19 protein-coding genes are annotated in these 20,561 nt (G+C 71.2%); 8 read left to right on the top strand and 11 right to left on the bottom strand.

What is annotated here, in order from left to right; genetic code table 11:
* The first annotated feature begins 99 nt into the window (after window positions 1–99).
* Entirely contained in the window at window positions 100–1,908 is a 1,809-nt protein-coding gene (locus ABIA35_RS07715; RefSeq protein ID WP_370357462.1) for a DUF2142 domain-containing protein, read from the top strand.
* A gap of 50 nt (window positions 1,909–1,958) precedes the next feature.
* Here the strand turns inward: ABIA35_RS07715 and ABIA35_RS07710 are convergent, their stop codons facing one another.
* Window positions 1,959–2,849 (bottom strand): glycosyltransferase family 2 protein, encoded by an 891-nt coding sequence (locus ABIA35_RS07710; protein WP_370357461.1) that lies wholly within the window; start codon window positions 2,847–2,849, stop codon window positions 1,959–1,961.
* A 104-nt stretch (window positions 2,850–2,953) separates the two neighbouring features.
* On the opposite strand from ABIA35_RS07710, the gene ABIA35_RS07705 reads away from it, so the two are divergent.
* Window positions 2,954–4,669, top strand: coding sequence for a hypothetical protein (locus tag ABIA35_RS07705; RefSeq protein ID WP_370357460.1), 1,716 nt, complete (start codon window positions 2,954–2,956; stop codon window positions 4,667–4,669).
* 119 nt (window positions 4,670–4,788) lie between these two features.
* Entirely contained in the window at window positions 4,789–6,000 is a 1,212-nt protein-coding gene (locus tag ABIA35_RS07700) for a hypothetical protein (RefSeq protein ID WP_370357459.1), read from the top strand.
* Here the strand turns inward: ABIA35_RS07700 and ABIA35_RS07695 are convergent.
* From ABIA35_RS07695 to ABIA35_RS07675, 5 genes are all read right to left on the bottom strand, one after another.
* Entirely contained in the window at window positions 5,985–6,890 is a 906-nt protein-coding gene (locus ABIA35_RS07695) for a glycosyltransferase (protein WP_370335482.1), read from the bottom strand. The genes ABIA35_RS07700 and ABIA35_RS07695 overlap by 16 nt on opposite strands.
* A gap of 23 nt (window positions 6,891–6,913) precedes the next feature.
* Window positions 6,914–7,840: a glycosyltransferase family 2 protein gene (locus ABIA35_RS07690; protein ID WP_370357458.1), complete on the bottom strand. Its 927-nt coding sequence runs from the start codon at window positions 7,838–7,840 to the stop codon at window positions 6,914–6,916.
* A 47-nt stretch (window positions 7,841–7,887) separates the two neighbouring features.
* Window positions 7,888–8,589 (bottom strand): glycosyltransferase family 2 protein, encoded by a 702-nt coding sequence (locus ABIA35_RS07685; protein WP_370335485.1) that lies wholly within the window; start codon window positions 8,587–8,589, stop codon window positions 7,888–7,890.
* A 67-nt stretch (window positions 8,590–8,656) separates the two neighbouring features.
* Window positions 8,657–9,118 (bottom strand): DUF2304 domain-containing protein, encoded by a 462-nt coding sequence (locus ABIA35_RS07680; protein WP_370335487.1) that lies wholly within the window; start codon window positions 9,116–9,118, stop codon window positions 8,657–8,659.
* 172 nt (window positions 9,119–9,290) lie between these two features.
* Window positions 9,291–10,808 (bottom strand): hypothetical protein, encoded by a 1,518-nt coding sequence (locus tag ABIA35_RS07675; RefSeq protein ID WP_370357457.1) that lies wholly within the window; start codon window positions 10,806–10,808, stop codon window positions 9,291–9,293.
* A gap of 77 nt (window positions 10,809–10,885) precedes the next feature.
* On the opposite strand from ABIA35_RS07675, the gene ABIA35_RS07670 reads away from it, so the two are divergent.
* A complete protein-coding gene (locus ABIA35_RS07670; RefSeq protein WP_370357456.1) occupies window positions 10,886–11,782 on the top strand; it encodes a glycosyltransferase in 897 nt (298 codons plus the stop codon).
* On the opposite strand, the gene ABIA35_RS07665 is transcribed toward ABIA35_RS07670, so the two are convergent.
* From ABIA35_RS07665 to rfbB, 3 genes are all read right to left on the bottom strand, one after another.
* The gene (locus ABIA35_RS07665) at window positions 11,779–12,456 is read right to left on the bottom strand and encodes an HdeD family acid-resistance protein (protein ID WP_370335493.1); all 678 of its coding nucleotides are present in this window, start codon (window positions 12,454–12,456) and stop codon (window positions 11,779–11,781) included. The two genes, ABIA35_RS07670 and ABIA35_RS07665, sit on opposite strands and share 4 nt — an antisense overlap.
* Window positions 12,457–12,532: 76 nt before the next feature.
* Window positions 12,533–13,438, bottom strand: coding sequence for a dTDP-4-dehydrorhamnose reductase (gene rfbD / locus ABIA35_RS07660; RefSeq protein ID WP_370357455.1), 906 nt, complete (start codon window positions 13,436–13,438; stop codon window positions 12,533–12,535).
* Window positions 13,435–14,460 (bottom strand): dTDP-glucose 4,6-dehydratase, encoded by a 1,026-nt coding sequence (gene rfbB, locus ABIA35_RS07655; RefSeq protein ID WP_370335497.1) that lies wholly within the window; start codon window positions 14,458–14,460, stop codon window positions 13,435–13,437. Before rfbB ends, rfbD begins: the two co-directional genes overlap by 4 nt.
* A 78-nt stretch (window positions 14,461–14,538) precedes the next feature.
* On the opposite strand from rfbB, the gene rfbA reads away from it, so the two are divergent.
* Both rfbA and rfbC read left to right on the top strand, forming a co-directional pair.
* Complete coding sequence (gene rfbA, locus ABIA35_RS07650; protein ID WP_370357454.1) at window positions 14,539–15,408, top strand: glucose-1-phosphate thymidylyltransferase RfbA; 870 nt, start codon at window positions 14,539–14,541, stop codon at window positions 15,406–15,408.
* A 71-nt stretch (window positions 15,409–15,479) separates the two neighbouring features.
* A complete protein-coding gene (gene rfbC, locus ABIA35_RS07645; RefSeq protein ID WP_370357453.1) occupies window positions 15,480–16,082 on the top strand; it encodes a dTDP-4-dehydrorhamnose 3,5-epimerase in 603 nt (200 codons plus the stop codon).
* Window positions 16,083–16,188: 106 nt separating this feature from the next.
* On the opposite strand, the gene ABIA35_RS07640 is transcribed toward rfbC, so the two are convergent.
* On the bottom strand, window positions 16,189–16,485 hold the full coding sequence (locus tag ABIA35_RS07640; protein ID WP_370357452.1) for a WXG100 family type VII secretion target: 297 nt from the start codon (window positions 16,483–16,485) through the stop codon (window positions 16,189–16,191).
* A 172-nt stretch (window positions 16,486–16,657) separates the two neighbouring features.
* A complete protein-coding gene (gene dctA / locus ABIA35_RS07635; RefSeq protein WP_370357451.1) occupies window positions 16,658–17,992 on the bottom strand; it encodes a C4-dicarboxylate transporter DctA in 1,335 nt (444 codons plus the stop codon).
* A 190-nt stretch (window positions 17,993–18,182) separates the two neighbouring features.
* Here dctA and ABIA35_RS07630 point away from each other — a divergent pair, with 190 nt between their 5' ends.
* Both ABIA35_RS07630 and ABIA35_RS07625 read left to right on the top strand, forming a co-directional pair.
* Complete coding sequence (locus tag ABIA35_RS07630; protein ID WP_370335507.1) at window positions 18,183–19,808, top strand: ATP-binding protein; 1,626 nt, start codon at window positions 18,183–18,185, stop codon at window positions 19,806–19,808.
* An 8-nt stretch (window positions 19,809–19,816) separates the two neighbouring features.
* A complete protein-coding gene (locus ABIA35_RS07625; protein WP_370336454.1) occupies window positions 19,817–20,497 on the top strand; it encodes a response regulator in 681 nt (226 codons plus the stop codon).
* Window positions 20,498–20,561: the final 64 nt, after the last annotated feature.

Below are 20,561 nucleotides of genomic sequence, written 5' to 3'. Positions count from 1 at the left end.
GTTTCGTGGACAGGTAGCTAGCATGGATGGACGCCCAGGGCCAGCGGGGGAGCGGCCGGTTTCGTTGCGGGGCGGGACTCGGACGAAGGAGTACGACGGATGCGGCATCGGTTGGTCGCGGGCATCGCCCCCGACACCTGGACCCCGCGCCGCGTCTGGATCACCGCGTTCCTCGCCTTCCTCGCCCTGGCCGCCGCCTGGGCCCTGGCCTCCCCGCTGACCTCCGTCCCCGACGAGCCCTGGCACATGGTCAAGGCGGCCGCCACGGTCCGCGGCCAGCTGCACGGCACGCCGATCACGGTCACCACGCACAACGGCCGCGTCACCAACGAAGTCCCGATGACCGGCTACCGCCTGCCGACCGCGTACTCGTTCCTGACGAACCTGCACGAGTGCTACTTCAACAACCCCCATGTCACCGCCGCCTGCTCCCGGCATCTGGGCGCGCTGCCCGGCACCGCCCTGGCCGGCACCACCGCCGGGTCCAACAACCCCCTGTACTACCTCGCGGTCGGCTGGCCGAGCCTGCTGTCCGGGGGCCCGCTGGGGATGTACGGCATGCGCCTGGTCTCGGCCGCGCTGAGCTCGGCGATGCTGGCCAGCGCGGTGGTCACCGCCTTCGGGTGGAGCCGGCGCCGGCGCTACCCGATGGCCGCGGTGCTGGCCGCCGCGACCCCGATGGTGCTGTTCCTCAACGGTTCGGTGAACCCGAACTCGCTGGAGGCCAGCTCGGCCCTGCTGCTGTGGACCGCCGTCCTCAGCCTGCTGACGGACCCCCGGCCCGAGCTGGTGCCCCGGCTGCTCACCCGGGCCGGCCTGGCGACCATCGCGCTGGTGTCGGTCCGGCAACTGGGTCCGGCGTGGGCCCTGGTGATCATCGTCTGCGCGGCGCTGGCCGGCCACCGCGGCGCGCTGCGCGCCGTGCTGCGGCGGCCCGCGGTGTGGCTGTGGACGGCCGTGGTCGGGGTGGTGGGCCTGGGCTCGATCGCCTGGACCGCCAAGTTCAACGTCCTGGGCACCGGCACCGCGGCGGCCCACCCGGAGCTGACCTTCCGGGTCGCGGCCGAGCACACCTTCGGGCTGAGCGTGGAGTACCTGCGGCAGATGGTCGGCTTCTTCGGCTGGCTGGACGTGCGCGCGCCGTACAACCTGGCCGAGCTGTGGTTCCTCCCGGTCCTGGCGCTGATCGCGGGCGCGGTGGCCTCGGGGCGGCTGCGCGAGATCGCGGCGCTGGCGGTGCTGGCCGGCTCGGTGATCTTCATCCCGGTGCTGGCCCAGGGCCGCCAGGCGGCCAGCCTGGACTACATCTGGCAGGGCCGCTACCTGCTGGCGGTGGCCGTCGGCCTGCCGCTGCTGGCCGCGGCGATACTGGCCAAGCGCGAGCCCCGGTGGGCGCGGGTGCGCGGCGCCGTGGCCCGGCTGCCGCTGGCGGTGACGGCCTCGACGCTGGTCCTCGGCTTCCTGATGTTCTATACGACGCTGCGCCGCTACGCCGTCGGCGCGACCGGCACACTGCTTCCGCTGCACCCGGGATGGAGCCCGCCGGGCACGATCGCCGGCGTGGTGCTGCTGTACCTGGTGGGCGCCGGTCTGGCCGCGCTGGTGGTGCTCAAGAGCCGGGCGCCGTACCCGGCCGAGGTGAGCGCGGGTTCCGGCGGGGGTGTCCCGGCGGCGGACAGGACCGTCGTCACCGTGCCCGTTCCGGCGGGGGTCAACGGGACCGGCCACAGCACGAACGGTGCGAACAGCACGAACGGGACCAACGGCAAGGCCAGGCAGCGCTCGGCGAACGGATCGCGCAAGAGCATCGCGTCGGCCCGGACCGCGGCCTCTGACTCGAACCCGGACACAGACTCGGACTCGGACTCGGCGGAGGACCGCGGCCCGGCGGTCACCTCAGCTTCCTGAGCGGCTTCTCCAGCTCGCCTCCGGGCGGCGGGCAGCGCCGCAAACAGCTCCTACAGCGCCGCTCCGGGCGGCAGATAGCGCCGGGACGTCTTTCCCCGGAACCCGTCCCGGAACCCCCGCAGCATCGCCATGGCGCGCGGCCCGCGCGGGGCCTCGATCGCCGTGCGCAGCCCGAACCACCACACCAGGTACGCCGCGGTGCCGCGGGTCCACACCGGCGCGTCCTTGCGGTGCTCGCGCATCAGGACCGTGCCGTTGCGGGCGATCCAGTACAGGCGCCAGGTGGGGTGCCGCGAGGAGGACACCGATACCCCGGGGAGCTTGTGCTGGTTGCGCTGCCCCAGGCTGTGCGCCAGCTTCTGGCGCTTGTCACGCAGCACGCGGTAGCCGGCGGCGCGTACGCGCAGGCAGAAGTCGTTGTCGACGTGGTCCACGAAGAACTCGGTGCGGAACCGGCCCACCTCGGTGAGCACGTCGCGCCGGACCAGCATGCCGGAGGTGATGACCGTGTCCCGGTCGGCGACGTCCGGGCCCTTGTCCGCGCCCGGCTCGTAGTAGCGCCCCTGCCGCTCGTCCCAGGCCGCCGGGGCCGCGATGCCGACTGCCGGATCGGTCAGGTGCTCGGCCAGGCCGAGCACCAGGTCCTCGCCCAGGACCGAGTCCTGGTCGAGGAACAGCAGCAGGTCGGGCTGCTCGCCGTCGTCCACGGCGAGCAGGGTGTCCACGCCGCTGTTGAGCGCCCCGGCCAGGCCGCGGTTCCGGCCGTCGCGCAGCACGGTCACCCCGGCGCGGTCACGCAGCGCGTCGGTCAGGAACGGTCCGTCGCCGGGGGTGTTGTCCACCACGACGACCCGCTCGCAGCTCTTCAGCGCCGCCTCCACGACGGCCGTGAGGCGCTCGTCGGGATGGAAGGCGGTGGCGACCGCGGCGATCGTCGGCATCGTTTCATCGTAGTGGACACGCGGCATCGCCCACGGTCGCTGAGGTAGCCTCGGACTTCTATACACGTCGATCTACGGCAGGGTGAGAAACGGGGGCAGCGGCCTTGGCGACAGGAGTCGCGCACGAGACGCGCGCACCGGCCCCCTCCGAGGACCACGGCGGTACCGGCTCCGCGCGGCGCTCCCTGCCCTGGATGGTCCCGCTCGGCGCGGCCCTGCTGCTCGGCGTCTTCATCCCCCTCGTGTACGCGGCCCTCAGCGGCAACCTGGGCATCCCGCACAACGACACCTGGGCCTTCGGGCGGTCGGCGGAGGACTTCGTCCACACCGGACACGTCCGGATGTACAACTGGAACATGATGGGCCTGGCCGGCCTGGTGGTCGTGGCCTGGCCGGTCGGGGCCTCGCTGGCCGCGCAGTCGGTGTTCATCGCCGTCCTGGCGGTGGCCGGCCTGCTCGCCTGCTACGACGTACTGGCCGGCGCGCTCGGGCCGGCCGGCCGCCGGCGCGCCGCGTTCGGCACGCTGCTGGTGGCCCTGTGGCCGGGCTTCACGCTGCTGTCCACGTCCTTCATGACCGACATCCCGGCCTTCACCGCCATCGCCGCGACGCTGGCCTTCGGGCGCCGCGCGCTGGACCGCCTGTCGCTGCCGTGGCTCGCCGCGGCCTGCGCGGCCGGTCTGTGGGGCGCGACGGTCCGCGAACAGGTCCTCGCCGCCCCGGCCGCGATCCTGGCGGTCGCCCTGTTCCGGGCCCGCTTCCGCGCCGACCGGTTCCCGACGTTCCGGATCCCGCACATCCTGGGCCTGGGAGCGCTCCTGCTGGCCGCCACGGGCCTGTTCGAACTCTGGCGCCGCAAGGTGCCCGGCGGCGCCGCACCGGACCTCACGGTGCGCAAGGTGACCGCCGAGCTGGTGTCGGTGGAGATGATGCAGGGCCTGCTGATCGTGGCGCTCGCGGTGAGCCCGGCGGTGTTCGCCATGGTGCGCCCGCGCCGCTGGTCCTGGCCCGCCTGGACGGCGGCCGTGGCGACGGTCGCCGCCGGGCTCCTGGTCTCCGAGGACAAGGGCGCCTTCCTGGGCAACTACGTCAACCACGACGGCGCCTACTCGGCGGCCAGCGCCGCCGGCCGGCCGATCCTGCTCGGCAGCGGGTGGTGGATGGCGCTGGCGTGCGTGGCCTACGCCTCGGCGGCGCTGCTGGTGGGCTCGGTGGTGGACCGGGTGCGCACCGAGGGCTGGGGCCTGCGCCTGCGGCCGGAACTGCTGCTGTTCGCGGTCGCGACCGTCGTCGGCACCCTGATGGAGATCGGCGGCGGCGCCGACATCTACGACCGCTACCTGATCCCGATGGCGATCCCCGTCCTGGCGCTGGTGCTGTCCGAACCGCTGCCCTCGCCGCGGGCCCTGCGCGCCCCGCGGCGGATCGCACCGATCGCGGTCGCGGCCGGCATGGTCACGATCACCGGCGCGACGCTGACGGTCAACGCCTTCACGTTCGACATGGCGGTGTGGAACACCGCGAGCCGCATCGTGGCCTCCGGCCAAGCCGGCGCGGAGCACGTCGACGCGGGCCTGGTCTGGGACGGCTACCACTCCCCCACGGCGATGTCCGACCACGCGGACCGTTCGGTCGACCGCGACTACTTCGGCGCCCTGCGCTATCTGCCGAACCACTTCCCCTGCTATGTGGTTTCGCCGTCACCGCGCGTCGCGGCCGGGTGGTCGCTAGTCTCGGTGCAGCACTATAAGACATACGGGTTCATCGGAGACGCGGCGCTTTACGTGTTCCGTGTAGGGGGGTCTCAGACGTGTTCGTAGCCGATCGCGCTGCCGCGGTTTCCATAACGACTCCAAGGCGGCGCGGCGGCGTATGGGGTTCGGCGAAGAAGCCTGTCATCGGGGTCGCGGCTCTGGCGGCGGGGGTCACGCTGTCGCTGATGCGGACCAAGGGGTTCGGAGCGACGGACTCCATATGGGCTGAGGATGCGCGGGTCTTCTATCAGGGGACGGTGCAGCACAACTTCGTCGATCTGTTGTTCACTCCGTACAACGGCTACCTGCACTTCGTGCCCAGGGTGCTTATAGAGATCGTCAGGATCTTCCCCCTGGCTTGGGCCGCTGAGGTGATAGCCACTATGGGGGCGCTCATCACGAGCGCATGTGCGCTGCTCATCTACCGGGCCGCCAGACGGCATCTGCACTCCCCCGCACTGCGGATAGCAGTGGCAGCCCCTGTAGCGCTTCCGTATATAGGGCAGCTGGAGTTGGCGAACAACTTCGCGTGCCTACACTTCCTGTTCCTCTATACGGCGTTCTGGATGGTGATCTGGAACCCGGCGCGTCGCTCGGCCCAGACACTCGCGGCCGTAGTGCTGTTCTGCACGGTGGGCAGCGATCCGGTGGCGATGGTGTTCTTCCCGCTGGCCCTGCTGCGGTGGTGGACGCTGCGCGGAGTGCGCGGGGCCCTGCCGGCGATCGGGATGGGCACCGGGATGGTGTTCCAGTTGGTGGGGATCCTGTTCCGGAACGCCTTGACGAGCCGCAACATCTCGCCGCACTACGACCCGGCGTGGGCGGTGCGGGAGTACCTGCGGACCGTTGTCGGGCAAGGGCTGTTCACGGAGCACGCGGACACCCGCGTGGGGATGGTCGTACACAGCGGCGACGCGCATTACGTGGCGTGGGCCCTGGCCGGCCTGGCGCTGGTACTGGCCCTCCTGCGGGTGACGGAGCCGAACTGGCCGCTGGTCGCCGTCGCACTGGTGCACAGCCTCCTGCTGTTCTGCGGTCTGGCCATGCAGGGCGGCAGCGCGGCACCACGCTATGAGCTGCCGGCGATCTGCCTGTTCCTGGTCGCGGTGGCGGGGCTGCTGACGCCCCGCGAGGCCACCGCACTGACGTCCCCGAGACTGGTGCCCGCCTACGGAGCGCTGGGCCTGGTGGCGCTATGCATCTTCGGCGGCTACTCGCAGGACATGCAGTGGCGAGGGAGGGGACCTTCGTTCGACGCGGAGATCACCAAGGCGTCGGAGACGTGCGGCGACCCTGATGCGCACGACGCACAGATCAGGGTGGCGCCGGCGTTCGTCACGTGGTCGATGACGGTGCCGTGCGATCTGGTGCGGGGCCGGGATCAGTTCTTCCGCTGACGCCGCTCTGGATCCACCGTCAGCTCCGCGCCCTTCGGCAGATACCGCAAGCTGTACTTCTGCGTCACCCCGTCGCGCAGCCCTCGCGCCACCGCGCCGGCGTGCGCGCGCCGGTCGTCCTCGAACAGCACCGCCTGGACCGCCGCGCGCCCCAGGTACAGCACCGCCGTCACGGCCCACGCCGGGGAGAAGCGACCCTGTTCGCGGACCGTGATCAGGCCGTTGCGCAGCTGCCAGTAGTCGCGCCAGGCGGCCTTATGGGTGACGGGGACGCGCATCCCGAAGAAGGCGTGGGTGCGGCGTTCGCCGATGGAGTGCGGCAGCTTCAGGCGCTTGTCCTGGACGATGCGGGCGCCGGCCCGGCGGACCCGCAGGGAGTACTCGAGGTCCGCGTAGTCGACGAAGAAGTCCTCGCGGAACTCGCCGACGCGGGCCAGCAGGTCGCGGCGGATCAGCATGCCGGAGGTGATGGAGATGGCGCGGTCCGCGACGTCCTCGTGGCGGCCGGAGAAGGTCTCGTAGAAGCGCTCGTGGACCGGGTCCCAGGGGGCCGGCGTCGCGACGCCGATGGTCGGGTCCTTGAAGTGCTCTGCCAGGCGGGGGACCACGTCCGGGGCCAGGACCGAGTCCTGGTCCAGGAAGATGACCGCCTCGACGGACGCCGACAGGCGGGAGACGCCGAGGTTCAGCGCGTGCGACAGTCCGCGGTTCACACCGGAGCGCAGAACCGTGACCACGGTGGTGTCCTCGATCTTCTCCGCGACCGAGGCGGCCCCCTCCGGGGTGTTGTCCACGACCACGATCTCGGCGCAGGACTCCTGCACGGAGTCGACGACGGCCAGCAGCCGTTCGTCCGGGTGGTAGGCCGTTACTACGGCGGCGATTCTCACGTCGTGTCCCCTCAAGAACCCCGTCAGCGCTTCACGGGCCGGCCGGGCTGCTCCGGTCGCGGTGCGGGCAGGAATGCGTGGCGGGCCAGGTTCTTCACGCCGGGGACCGAGCGCGCCTTCAACGCCGACGGCATCAGGGTCACCGCGTGCAGGCGCGAGGCCGTGTAGCGGCGGGCCGCCCTCGCCGCCTTGGGCCAGCCCAGGGCGTCCATCTGCACGGCGGCGCCGGCGAAGTAGCGGCGGGCCTCGGCGAAGCGCTTGCCGGCCACGGCCTCGGCCGAGCTGACGCTCGCGTCGTGGCGGCGGTACTGGAAGGCCAGGTCGTCGGACAGGGCCATGGTCGCGCCGGCCTCGATCATGTCGACGACGATCGCCAGGTCCTGGATGATGTCCAGGTCGGGGCGGAAGCCGGCCTTCTTGATCGCCTCGGTGCGCCAGCACAGCGAGGGGAAGTAGAACCAGCAGCCGCGCAGCAGGCTCGCCGCCAGGGCCTCGCCGCCCATCAGGACCGTGCCGGTGAAGCGGGGCAGGTAGATGCGGGCCTTGGCCTGGTCGGCGATGGTGTTCACGACCTGCCCGGCGCTGTCGATGACCTCGACGCCGGGCTGGATGATGCCCACGCCCGGGTACTCCTTGACGATGCGCCGGATCTGCGCGACGTAGCCGGGGAGCATGACGTCGTCGGTGCCCATCATCACCATGTACTCGGCCTCGGCCAGGTCCAGGCACTTGTTGAAGTTGCCGGTGACGCCGAGGTTCTGCTCGTTGCGCTGGTAGCGCACGCGCGGGTCGTCCAGGGCCGCGAACCATTCCGGGACGCCGGGCTCGGTGCCGTCGTCGACGACCGTCAGGCGCCAGTCCGGGTCGGACTGCGCGATGACGCTGCGCACCGCGGTCTGCATCAGGGCCACGTCGCCGTAGTACGGCAGCATGATGTCGATGGTCGTCATGGATGCGTTTCAGGCCTCACGGATCGGGGTTCGGCGGCGGGCGGCGGTCATCGGCGGTTGATCGCCAGCAGCAGCGTGATCAGCGCGCGCCCCAGGTACACCGCCGCCTTGACCGGCGAGTTGCTGGGTGTGCCGGCGGCACGCTGCCGCATCGCCACCGGCACCTGGCTGACCGGGTGGCCCAGGCGGATGACGTGGACCAGGGTCTCGACGGTGTCGCCCAAGTACTCGACCGGGTACCACTGCGCGAACAGCTTGATGATCTCGCGGTCGCAGGCGCGGAAGCCCGAGGTGGTGTCGTCCAGCTTGGTCTTCGCCATCCGGGACAGGACCCGGGACAGCAGCGTCATGGCCCAGCGGCGCGGTCCGCGCACCTGGTAGTCGCCCTCGCCGGCGAAGCGGGCGCCCAGGACCAGCCGGGCCTCGCCCAGCCCGTCGATGAGCTTGGGAACGTAGCGCGGGTCGTGCTGGCCGTCGGCGTCGAGCTGGATCGCGATGTCGTAGTCGTTCTCGTCGGCGTAGCGGTAGCCCAGGCGCATGGCGCCGCCGACGCCCAGGTTGTACGGCAGCGAGACGACGCGGGCGCCGCAGGCCAGGGCCACGCGCTCGGTGTCGTCGGTGGAGCCGTCGTTGACGACCAGGACGTCGTAGGCCGGGAGCACGTCGCGGGCCTCGGCGATGACGTCCGCTATCGAGCCGGCCTCGTTCCACGCCGGGATGATGATCAGGACGCGCTTGTCGACGTCCATGCCGGTGTCCGTGTCAATGCCAGTGCCAGCGTCAGTGCCAGTGCCAGTGCCAGTGCCAGCGTCCATGTCAGCGTTCACCGACGACCGCCTTCCCGTCCCGCTGGGTCACGATCCCGACGGTGCGACCGTTCGCCCCGCCGGCCCGGTGCGCCCGCGCGTCCTCGACCTCGGCCTCCAGCTCGGCGTGCTTCTCCTTCACCTCGCGCAGGTCGGCCCGGATCAGCGCGACCTCCTCGGCCAGCGACCGGGTCTCGTCCTCCAGTCGCGAGGCCTCCCAGCTCAGGTGGATGCACACGATCAGCAGGAACACCACGGCCAGGAACAGCACCAGGCTCGCGCCGCTGGCCACGCCCAGCCAGCTGGAGACGTTGTCCAGCGACCACGGGATGAAGCCCAGCGGCAGCGTGACGAGCCCGACGACCAGCCACAGCACGGCGTACTTCTCGCGCAGCTGGCGGCGGCGGAGCAACTCGAAGATCAGTGCCAGCAGCAGGAGCGCCACGACACCGGTCATTATGGCCAGCTTCATGTGGATCCACTCCCGGATTGATAGCGGTGGTGGCGCGGTCCGGAGTGATGGCGCGCAACGCCGCGCCCCGGCGCGTCGGTAGTCGGCTGATCCCGATGGGTGAACCCGGGCAGTCTACCGGGTTCCATTCCGGGATCGGGGCGTCGCGGGGCGCCCCGCCAGGGCATAGCGCTCATCGGCGCACCCCTTCCGCGACGGGCGCGGCCTGCCCGGAACCCCGGGCCGGCACCGGCGGCGCCTGCTCGACCGGGGCCGGATCCGCCGCGCCGGCCTCGGCCGCGCCGGCCTCGGCCGCGCCGGTGGTCGCCGACGGCGCCGATCTGGTCACGAACATCACATCGGCGGCCGCGATCACCGTGACCGCGAGCGGCCCCAGGATCCCGGCCCAGGCCGCCGCCCCGAGCGGCGACAGCGGCAGCGCGAAGACCACCGCCATCGCGGCCAGCCCGGCCAGCCACGAGGCGAAGACCACCCGGTGCCGGTTCAACGCGACCTGCGCGGACTGCAGGACGAAGGCGGTCATGAGGAACGCGGTGCTCAGCGCGAGGGCGGCGAGGAAAGGACGGGACAGCGGGGCGGAGGTGCCGAAATAGGACTTCAACAGCCAGGGTCCGGCCACGGCCACGGCGGCCACGCCGAGCACGCCGGCACCGAGGCAAGCCCCGACCAGGAAGCCGGTCTTCCGGCGCACCTCGCGGAAGTCGCCCCGCACAGCGGCGGCCGCCAGCAAGGGGAGCAACGGTGCCTGGAGCGGGAAAAGGCAGAGCAGTGCGAGCCGCGACATGCCCATCGCGGAGTTGAGCGACTTCGCGACGTCGGGGTGCAGGCGCGGACTGATGATCAGGGGGACCGCGTTGATCAGGAGCTGGCTGACCAGGGTGGCGAGGGTCAGCAGGATCAGCTTCTCGCGCGGGCTGCCACCGGGTTCCTCGGCGGCGTCCGGGACAACCGCGGTCGGCAGGCTCTCGGCACCGTCGCCCGCGGCGACGACCTCCTCGGCAAGGTCCGCCGCACCGGCCGGAGAAGCGGCGCCGGTCGCCCGCCACGAGTGCCGCAGGGCCGGCGAGGCCAGCCCGCTGAGCGCGGCGACCAGCGGCGCGAGCGCGAAGATCAGAGCGTATCCGAGCAGGTGCCCGTGGCCGGCCAGGGCCAGGACCAGGCTCGGCACGATCGTGGCCACACCCTGCACCACCAGCGTGAGGCTGTAGTACCGGAAGTCCTGGCAGCCCGCCAGCACCCCGCGCACCAGGAAGGACACCCAGGTCGCGGCCAGTCCGGCCAGCAGGGCCAGCTCCATCGGCCAACTATGGTGGAGCCAGTGCGAGAGCAGCAGCGGCGACGCCGCGATGAGAGCCACGACCGTCACCGCCGCGAGCCCGAGGGCCTGCCGCAGTTGGCCCCGCACCGCGAGCCCGACCGCCCGGCCTGAGGCGTGGGTGCGCGCGACGGTGCGCGTCATCTCCTGTTCCAGACCGGCGAGCACCCCGGTGCCGATCGTCCCGACCAGGAAGTAGAAGGACAGCAGAGCTGTCACCGAGGGGTTGTCCAGAGAGCGGTTCGCGGTCGCGATCCACAGGGAGCCCGCCACCGTCGTCGATCCCAGCCCGATCGCCAGCAGCGGACCGGGGGTGGCCAGGCGGCTCAGGACGGAGCGCACTGGGCGCGGGCGCTCGGCACTGGGAGGGGACACGAGATTCGATGGTAGTCGATGCCAATCGGCACAATATACGCTTGTAGATTCCGTCACTGAAAGGTGGGTTCCCCGCGATGCGCGTGGCCGCTGTCTTCACCGCCTACCACCCCGACGAGCGCCTGGCCGCGGCGGTCGAGGCGGCGCTGCGCAGCTGCACCTCGGTGATCATCGTCGACAACACCCCGGCCGGGCCCGGTGGCGCGGCCCCGGACTCGAGCGCTCCGGCGCTGGCCGGGCCGCGGGTCACGGTCGTCGACCACGGCCGCAACGTGGGGCTGGGCGTGGCGCTCAACATCGCGGTGCGGGAGCTGCCCGCGGACACCGAGGCCGTCCTTTTCCTGGACCAGGACTCCGAGCTGCCGCCGGATATCGTGCCGGGGCTGGTCGCCGATCTCGGCGATCCGGCCGTGGGCATCGCGGCGCCGAGCCCGTGGGATCCCAAGCATCAGCGCTACTACTGCTCGGATGCCCGCCGGAACGAATCCGTGTCCGACGAAGAGGCGGTCATCACCTCGGGGATGCTGGTGCGGCGCGAAGTCCTGGAGAAAGTGCCCTTCAACGAGGACATGTTCCTGGACTGGGTCGACGTCGCGTTCTGTCTGGACGTGCGGCGGGCCGGCTGGGGCATCGTCATCGACTGGCGCCTGCGGCTGCCGCACGAGATCGGCGCCTGCGAGGTGCACACCAAGTTCGGCCGGACCGTGCACTACAGCCACTACCCCGCGTGGCGGCTCTACTGGATCGGCCGTAATGTCTCGATCCTGCACCGGGGCCACTTCGCGAGTCGTCCCCGTGCTCTGGCCTCAACATTGATCTTCATGGGCGAGCGCTTCACCAACACCCTGCTGTTCGAGCCGAAGCGCCGGACCCACATCCCGGCCCTGCTGCGCGGGTTCCGCGACAGCCTGCGGGAACGCGTCGACCCCCGCTACCTGCCCGCGGGGGCCGAGCATCCGGCGGTACGGCGCTAGACCGTGGCGTGCCGGCCCGCGGGGCCGGCCCCCGCGTGCTTGACCCTGCTCCGCAGGCTGAAGGCGTGGATCACCTCGATCAGCCCGACCACGATCAGCCAGATCCCGGTGAAGACCGCCAGGGTGACGATGGACCCGATCGGCCAGGAGATGATGATGATCCCGCCGAGCAGGGTCATGAAGCCGGCGAAGAAAGCCCAGCCCCGGCCCGCCACCCCGGACGGGGCCGAGGCGGCGGTGGCGATGGTGGCGATGCCCCACATCAGGAAGCCGATGCCGATCCAGAGGCTGAGCAGCAGCACGGAGTTGTGCAGCGAGTTCCGGAAGCAGAACAGGCCCAGCAGGATCGACAGCGCGCCGACGATCACGTTCAGCACCCGCATGCCGGCGCTGATGTGGTCGCCGAACGCCGCGATGATCTCCATGACCCCGCTGATCAGCAGGTAGATCCCGAACAGCACGCCGATCACCAGCAGGGTCCGGCCCGGCCAGACCACGGCGCACACGCCGATGGCGATCGCGGCCAGCCCCATGATCATCAGCGCCTGCCAGGCGGCCTGCCCGAGCATCCGCAGCGGGCTCCCGAACTCCTCAGGGTCGGCGCCGCGGCCCCGCGGGCTCCCGAAGTCCTCGGGGCCGGGGCCGCGGGCGTCACCCTCATGCATGTCGGTCATGGGGTCGTTATGTCCGACTATCTGACTGATAATGCCAAATAGACCGCGTGCGGTAGTCCAAATGGTCGAACGGTCCTCAGCCCACCTGGCTCGGGGCCGCCACGCCGCTGGCCGCCAGCATCGCGCGCCAGTCCCCCAGCTCCGGGATCCCGGCCTCGGCCCAGCGCTCGTGCCCGAGCACGCTGTACTTCGGGCGCTCGGCGGGCCGGACGAACTTGTCCGAGGTGGTCGGGCGCACCCGCTCCGGGTCCAGCCCGGCTTCCTCGAACACCGCGCGGGCCAGGCCGAACCAGGTCGTCTGCCCGGAGGCGGTGCCGTGGTAGATCCCGGCCGGGGCCTGCTCGGCCTGTCCCAGCGCGATCAGCTGTCCGGCCAGCGCGCCGGTCCAGGTCGGCTGCCCGGCCTGGTCGTCGACCACGTCCAGGGTCTCCCGCCCGCCGGCCAGGCGCAGCATGGTGCGGACGAAGTTCGAGCCGTGCGCGCCGTAGAGCCAGGCCGTGCGGACCACGTAGCCGGTCTCCGGCAGCACCGCGAGCACGGCCTGCTCGCCGACCAGCTTCGAGCGGCCGTAGGCGTTGATCGGGTCGGTGGCCGCGTACTCGCCGTAGGGCGCGGTGCCCTTGCCGTCGAAGACGTAGTCGGTCGAGACCGTGATGAACCGGGCTCCGCTCGCGGCGCAGGCCGAGGCCAGGGCGCTGACGCCGCCGCCGTTGACCGCGGTGGCCTGGGCCTCGTGGGTCTCGGCGCCGTCGACGTCGGTCCAGGCCGCGGCGTTGACCACGATGTCGTGGCCGTCGACCGCGGCCCGCACCGCGGCGGCGTCGGTGACGTCGAGCTCGGCCCGGGTCAGCGCGGTGACCTGGGCGGCCGGCTCGGCCCTGAGCAGGGCCGCCAGATCCGCCCCGAGCTGCCCGCCGGCGCCGGTCACCAGCCAGCGGCGCGGGGCCTCGCGCCCCGGCACGATCACGATCGGGCGGCTCACCGCGCCGCGCTCCCGGTTCCGGCGGCGCCCTCGGCGCCGGACGCGTTCTCCAGAGCGGCCTTCGCCTTCAGCGGCTCCCACCAAGCGCGGTTGTTCTTGTACCAGTCGATGGTCTGCCCGATGCCGTCCTCGAACCGCACCTTCGGCTCGTAACCGAGCTCGCGCCGGATCTTCTCGATCGACAGCGAGTAGCGGCGGTCGTGGCCCTTGCGGTCCTCGACCATGCGCACCGAGGTCCAGTCCTTGCCGGTGCCGTCCAGCATCAGCTGAACCAGGTCCTTGTTGGTCATCTCGGTGCCGCCGCCGATGTTGTAGACCTCGCCGGCCCGCCCCTGACGCAGCGCCAGGTCGATGCCGCGGCAGTGGTCCGAGACGTGCAGCCAGTCGCGCACGTTGGCGCCGTCGCCGTACAGCGCGACCGTGCCGCCGTCGATGAGGTTGGTCACCGACAGCGGGATCATCTTCTCCGGGAACTGGTAGTGCCCGTAGTTGTTGGAGCAGCGGGTGACGACCACGTCCATCTTGTGCGTGCGGTGGTAGGCCAGCACCAGCAGGTCCGAGCCGGCCTTGGAGGCCGAGTACGCGGAGTTCGGCGCCAGCGGCCACTCCTCGGTCCAGGAGCCCTCGTCGATGGAGCCGTAGACCTCGTCGGTCGACACGTGCACGAAGCGGCCCACGCCGTGCTTGCGCGCGGCGTCCAGCAGCACCTGCGTGCCCACGACGTTCGTCGTCACGAAGGGCCCGGCGCCCAGGATCGAACGGTCCACGTGCGACTCGGCGGCGAAGTGCACCACGGCGTCGTGGCCGGGCATCACCGCGTCGACGACCTCGGCGTCGCGGATGTCGCCGCGCCGGAAGGCGAAGCCCGGATTGTCGCGGACCGGCTCCAGGTTCGCCTCGACCCCCGAATAGGTCAGCGCGTCGAGCACCGTCACGGAATCGGGCGTGCCCGGCCGCGACAGGAGCTGGCGTACATACTCAGAGCCGATGAACCCGGCACCGCCGGTGACTAGAATCCTCACCTGCGCGATGCTACCGGCCGCCGCCTCATCTCACTTCCCGCAGGTGGCCGAACCAGCGACCCGGCTAGAGTGACCTGCATGCGCGGCATCATCCTGGCCGGCGGGACCGGCTCACGCCTGTGGCCGATCACCAAAGGCGTGTCCAAACAGCTCATGCCCGTCTTCGACAAGCCGATGATCTACTACCCGCTCTCCACCCTGGTGATGGCCGGCATCTACGAGATCCTGGTCATCACCACGCCCGAGGACCAGGTGCAGTTCCAGCGCCTGCTCGGAGACGGCTCGCAGTGGGGCCTGGAGCTCTCCTACGTCGCCCAGGAACGCCCCGACGGCCTGGCGCAGGCCTTCATCCTCGGTGAGGACTTCATCGACGGCGAGTCCGTGGCGCTGGTCCTGGGCGACAACATCTTCCACGGGGTGGGCCTGGGCCGTCAGCTGCGCACGCTCACCGAGCCAGCCGGCGGCGTGGTCTTCGCCTACCAGGTCGCCAACCCCCGCGAGTACGGCGTGGTGGAGTTCGACGACGCCGGCCGCGCGGTCTCCATCGAGGAGAAGCCGGACAAGCCCAAGTCCCGCTTCGCGATCCCCGGTCTGTACTTCTACGACAACCAGGTCGTGGAGATCGCCAAGAAGCTCAAGCCCAGCGCGCGCGGCGAGCTGGAGATCACCGGCGTCAACGTCGAGTACCTGGACCGCGGCCAGCTGCAGGTGCAGGTCCTGGAACGCGGCACCGCGTGGCTGGACACCGGCACCTTCGACTCCCTCGTCCAGGCCGCCGAATACGTCCGGGTCATAGAGCAGCGGCAGGGATACAAGGTCGGCTGCGTCGAGGAAGTGGCCTGGCGCTCCGGCTTCATCACCGACGCGCAGCTGGCCGAGCTGGCCGAGCCGCTGTGCAAGAGCGGTTATGGCGAATACCTGCAGCACCTTCTGGACCCGGCGATCTGAGCCCGGTCCCGGCACTGTGAGCCCGCGACCCGACCCCGCAACGCTTCACCGGAAACGAGGACCCCTCCCGCATGGACATCGTGCCCCTGTCGATCGACGGAGCCTGGGAGATCACCCCGAAACTGCACGGCGACCCCCGCGGCCTGTTCACGGAGTGGTACCGCTTCGACCTCCTGGCCGAGGCCGTCGGCCACCCGCTGGACCTGAGGCAGGGCAACCTGTCGGTGTCCGCGGCCGGGGTGGTGCGCGGCATCCACTTCGCCGACGTCCCGCCGGGACAGGCGAAGTACGTCACCTGCACCCGCGGCGCGGTCCTGGACGTCATCGTCGACATCCGCGTCGGGTCGCCGACCTTCGGGCAGTGGCAGGGCGTCCGCCTCGACGACCAGACCCGCAAGGCGGTGTACATCGCCGAGGGCCTGGGCCACGGCTTCTGCGCGCTCACCGACGACGCGACCCTGACATACCTGTGCTCGGCCACCTACAACCCGGGCCACGAACACGGGATCTATCCCCTGGACGCCGAACTCGGCATCGACTGGCCGGCCGAGGAGCCGCAGCTGTCGCAGCGGGATGTCAAGTCGCCGTCGCTGGCCGAGGCCAAGGACAGCGGGCTGCTGCCGGTCTACGGGGCCTGCGTCGGGTACACGCAGAGCCTGCGGCAGCAGGGCTGAACGCGCCGCTCCACCTTTGATCGCAGAACACGAAGGGCCCCTTCCGTACGGAAGGGGCCCTTCGGCGGCTCTCAGCCCGCGACGCGGGCCGGGCTCGGCGGCTTGATCAGCCGCTGACGCCCTTGGCCAGCTGCTCGTCCGTCTGCTGCAGCGTCTGGGCCGCGTTGGTCAGGAACTTGCCCAGTCCGTCCATGCCCTGCATGAGCTGCTGCGCGCCCTGGGTGAACTTCGAGTACGAGTCGTCGAAGGCCTTCGACGCGCGGTCGGTGACGAAGCCGGAGGCGACGAGGTTCTGAACCAGCGCCTGCGCCTGCTTCAGGATGTCCTGGGTCTGCTGCTCGAAGTGCGACAGCTTGCCCGCGGCGTCGGTGATGTCGTGGTAATTGGCTGTGATGTTCGCCATTGGAAACCCTCCCCAAGTCTGGGCGCTCTCGAGTGGAGCACCCACCGCACCAGCCGGACAGCGGTCTCGCTTCCCAGCCCCGTGTGAACACCTCAGAGACTGCCAGTCCGGGCCACCGGTTGGCAACCGTTACCAAGGCCCTCACCAGCGGTTTCCCAGAAATTCTGTCCGCTTATGCCGGAATTGCGACAGCGCTTGTAACCGGTTCCGGGGACCCGTCCCCACCCCCGTTGAGCTGCGAAGAGAGCTTCTCGCGGTCCAAAGCGCCCTCCCAGCCCGCGATGACGATGGTGCCGACGGCCGTTCCGCACAGGTTTGTCAGGGCTCTGCACTCGCTCATGAACTTGTCGATCCCGAAGATGAGCATGATCCCGGCGACCGGGATGGTGCCGACCGTGGACAGCGTCGCGGCCAGCACGATGAACCCGCTGCCGGTGACGCCGGCGGCGCCCTTGGAGGTCAGCAGCAGGACGCCCAGGATCGTCACCTGCTGGGCCAGCGACAGGTGCACGTCCAGGGCCTGCGCGACGTACAGCGCGCCGAGCGTCAGGTAGATGCAGGTGCCGTCGAGGTTGAACGAGTACCCCGCCGGCACGGTCAGGCCGACCACGTCGCGGCGCACCCCGGCCTGCTCCATCTTGTCCATGATCCGCGGCAGCACGGTCTCGCTGGAGGAGGTGCCGAGCACCACGAGCAGTTCCGGCGCGATGTACCGCAGCAGCTTGAGGATGTTCACCTGCTGGGTGGCGGCCACGGCGCCGAGCACGACGAGCACGAACAGCGCCGAGGTCCCGTAGAACACCGCCATCAGTTTGCCCAGGCTGGTCAGCGTGTGCAGGCCGTACTTGCCGACGGTGAACGACATCGCGCCGAACGCGCCGACGGGGGCCGCGTACATGACGATCCGCAGCACCTGGAACAGCACCTTGCCGACCACCTCGATGCCGCGCGCCACCGGCACCGCCGGCTCGCCGACCAGCTTGATGGCCACCGCCACCAGCACCGCGATCACCAGCACCTGCAGCACGCTGCCGGTGCTGAACGCGCCGACCAGGCTGTTCGGCACCATGTCGGTCAGGTAGTGCCAGGCGGTCTGGGTCTGGCCGGTCTTGATGTAGTCCGCGGCCGTGCCGGTGGCCTTGGGCACCTTGGCGTGCACCCCGTCCCCGGGCCGCAGCACGTCCATCACCAGCAGCCCGATCGCCAGCGCGACCGTGGAGAGCACCTCGAAGTAGATCAGGGACCTGATCCCGACCCGGCCCACCTCGCGCAGCTTGCCGACCCCGGCGATCCCGGTCACCACGGTCACGAACACCACCGGGGTGATGACCATCCGGATCAGGTTCACGAAGCTGTCGCCGAGCGGCTGCAACTGGGTGGCCACACCGGGCGCGGCGGCGCCCAGGGCGATGCCGGCCGCGATGCCGACGAGGACCCAGACGTAGAGCTGGCGGTACCAGCGGCTGCGCGTCGGCGGCGACTTCGGTGGCGCTGAGGTTTCGGACATGGTCGCTCCCCTTGAACTGCGTGGACGGCTGACGGTCGCCGTTCACTGTGGGGCAGGTCACAGATCACAAGCGCGGTTACGCGCATTACGCGCACGTGAACGTGCGCCGTGGGGCACCTCCTTAACGAAAGCTCACCTCACCACGCCGTTCACCTTTGCCGAAACCGATTCGTCGGGGACACTGCCGGACATGCGTCGTCTCCACCGCCGGTTCAGCATCGCCACCCAGGTACTGCTCATGCAGTGCGTGCTGGTGCTGCTGCTGACCGCGGTGGGCTCCGCGGCGGCCGTCCTGCAGGCGCAGGCCACCGAGCACGCCGACGCGCGCCGCCAGGTGATCGCCACGGCCGAGGCGATCGCCGGCGCGCCGTCCACGGTCGCGGCGCTGCACACCGCCGATCCGAGCGTCCCGCTGGAGCCGGAGACCACCGCGCTGGAGAAGCAGGCCGGCGTCGACTTCGTGGTGGTGATGACCACCCAGGGGATCCGCTTCACGCATCCGAACCCGGCGCTGATCGGCAAGACCTTCGTCGGGCACATCGCGCCGGCGGTGGCCGGCAGGGCGTTCACCGAGACCTACCGGGGCTCGCTGGGCCCGTCGGTGCGCTCGGTGGTGCCGATCCGCGATCCGCAGCGGGCAGGCGCGATCATCGGCCTGGTCTCGGTCGGCATCACCCAGCACCGGCTCAGCTCCCTGTTCGGGCAGCAGCTGCCGCTGGTGATCGGGATCTCGGCCGCGGCGCTGGCGCTGGCCGTCCTCGGGGCGTACGCCGTCGGCCGCCGGGTGCGCCGGCAGACCCGGGGCCTGGGCCCGGTCGCGCTGGCCGAGCTGTACGAGCACCACGACGCGGTGATGCACGCGATGCGCGAGGGCCTGCTGCTGCTGGACCCGGCGGGCAGGCTGATCCTGGCCAACGACGAGGCGGTGCGGCTGCTGGACCTGCCGGCGGCGCGGGCCGGGCGCACCCCGGCCGAACTCGGCGTGGACGGCTCGCTCGGCGCGGTGCTGGCCGCCGGCGCCGACGTGGCCGACGGGATCCACCTCACCGACAACCGGGTGGTGACGGTCAACCAGTCCACGGCCCGGCGGGCCGGCCGCGACCTGGGCACCGTGGTGACCCTGCGGGACCGCACCGAACTGCAGGCGCTGACCGACGAGCTGGCCTCGGTGCGCGGCTTCGCCGAAGCGCTGCGCGCCTCCAACCACGAGGCGGCGAACCGGCTGCACACCGTGGTGACGCTGATCGAGCTGGACAAGCCCGGCGAGGCGGTGCGCTTCGCGACCGGGGAGCTGGCGGCCCAGCAGGAGCTGGTCGACCGGCTGCTGGCCGCGGTCGAGGAGCCGGTGCTGGCCGCGCTGGTGCTGGGGAAGGTCGCGCAGGCCCGGGAGCGCGGGATCGAGCTGGCCGTCGGGGAGGTGACGGCGGTGCGCGACCTGCCGCTGCCGGTGACCGACGCGGTGACGCTGGTCGGGAACCTGATCGACAACGCGCTGGACGCCGTGGGCGGCGCGGGCGGTGCCGGGACCTCCGCGGAGACAGGGGGCGGCGCGGCCAAGCGGGTCTGGATCGAGCTCTCCGACGACGATTCCGGGCTGGGCATCCGGGTCGCCGACAACGGCCCGGGCATCGCGCCGGGGCTGCGCGAGGAGGTGTTCGTGCGCGGATTCACCACCAAGGCCGAGGCCGGGCGCGGCCTGGGGCTGGCGCTGGTGGCGCAGATCGTGAAGCGGCACGGCGGGACGGTGGCCGTCTCGGAGGCCGAAGGCGGGGGCGCGGAGTTCGCCGTCCGTATCCCCAGGAGGGGCGGGCAGTGATGCGCACAGTGATCCGCACCCTGGTGGTGGAAGACGATCCGGTGCTGGCCGAGGCGCATCGCGTCTACGTCGAACGGGTCCCCGGCTTCGAGGTCGCGGACGTCGCGCGCACCGGCGCCGACGCGCTGCGCGTGCTGGCCGCGCGGGACGTGGACCTGGTGCTGCTGGACGTGTACCTGCCGGACATGACCGGCATCGACCTGTGCCGCACGCTGCGGGCCCGCGGCGACGGCACCGACGTGATCGCGGTGACCTCGGCCCGGGACCTGGCGACGGTGCGGGCCGCGGTGTCGCTGGGGATCGTGCAGTACCTGATCAAGCCGTTCCAGTTCTCGACGTTCCGCGCCCGGCTGGAGACCTACGCCGACTTCCGCCGCGCCGCCGAGTCCGCCGACGCCAGCTCCGACGCGCTGCAGCAGGACGAGCTGGACCGGATGCTCGACGGACTGCGCTCCCCTCGGCCCGCGCAGCTGCCCAAGGGGCTCTCGGACAGCACGCTGGCCGCGCTCGTCGGGATCCTGAAGACGGACTCGCCGCTGACCGCGGCCGAACTGGCGGGCCGGGCCGGGGTGAGCGCGCCGACCACGCGGCGCTATCTCGAATACCTGACAGCGCGGCGGCTGGTCTCCGGACAGCCGCGCTACGGCGGGCCCGGGCGGCCGGAAACGGTCTACCAGTGGTCTGGGTGAACGCCCACGGAGAGCTTCGCGTGACAGTGTGCGACGACTGCGCGGGGCAATCGTCAGCATCCAT

The organism is Catenulispora sp. MAP12-49 (assembly GCF_041262705.1).
GTDB lineage: Bacteria > Actinomycetota > Actinomycetes > Streptomycetales > Catenulisporaceae > Catenulispora.
The sequence above is the reverse complement of the archived record's forward strand: the minus strand, read 5'-3'. Positions and strand labels throughout refer to the sequence as shown.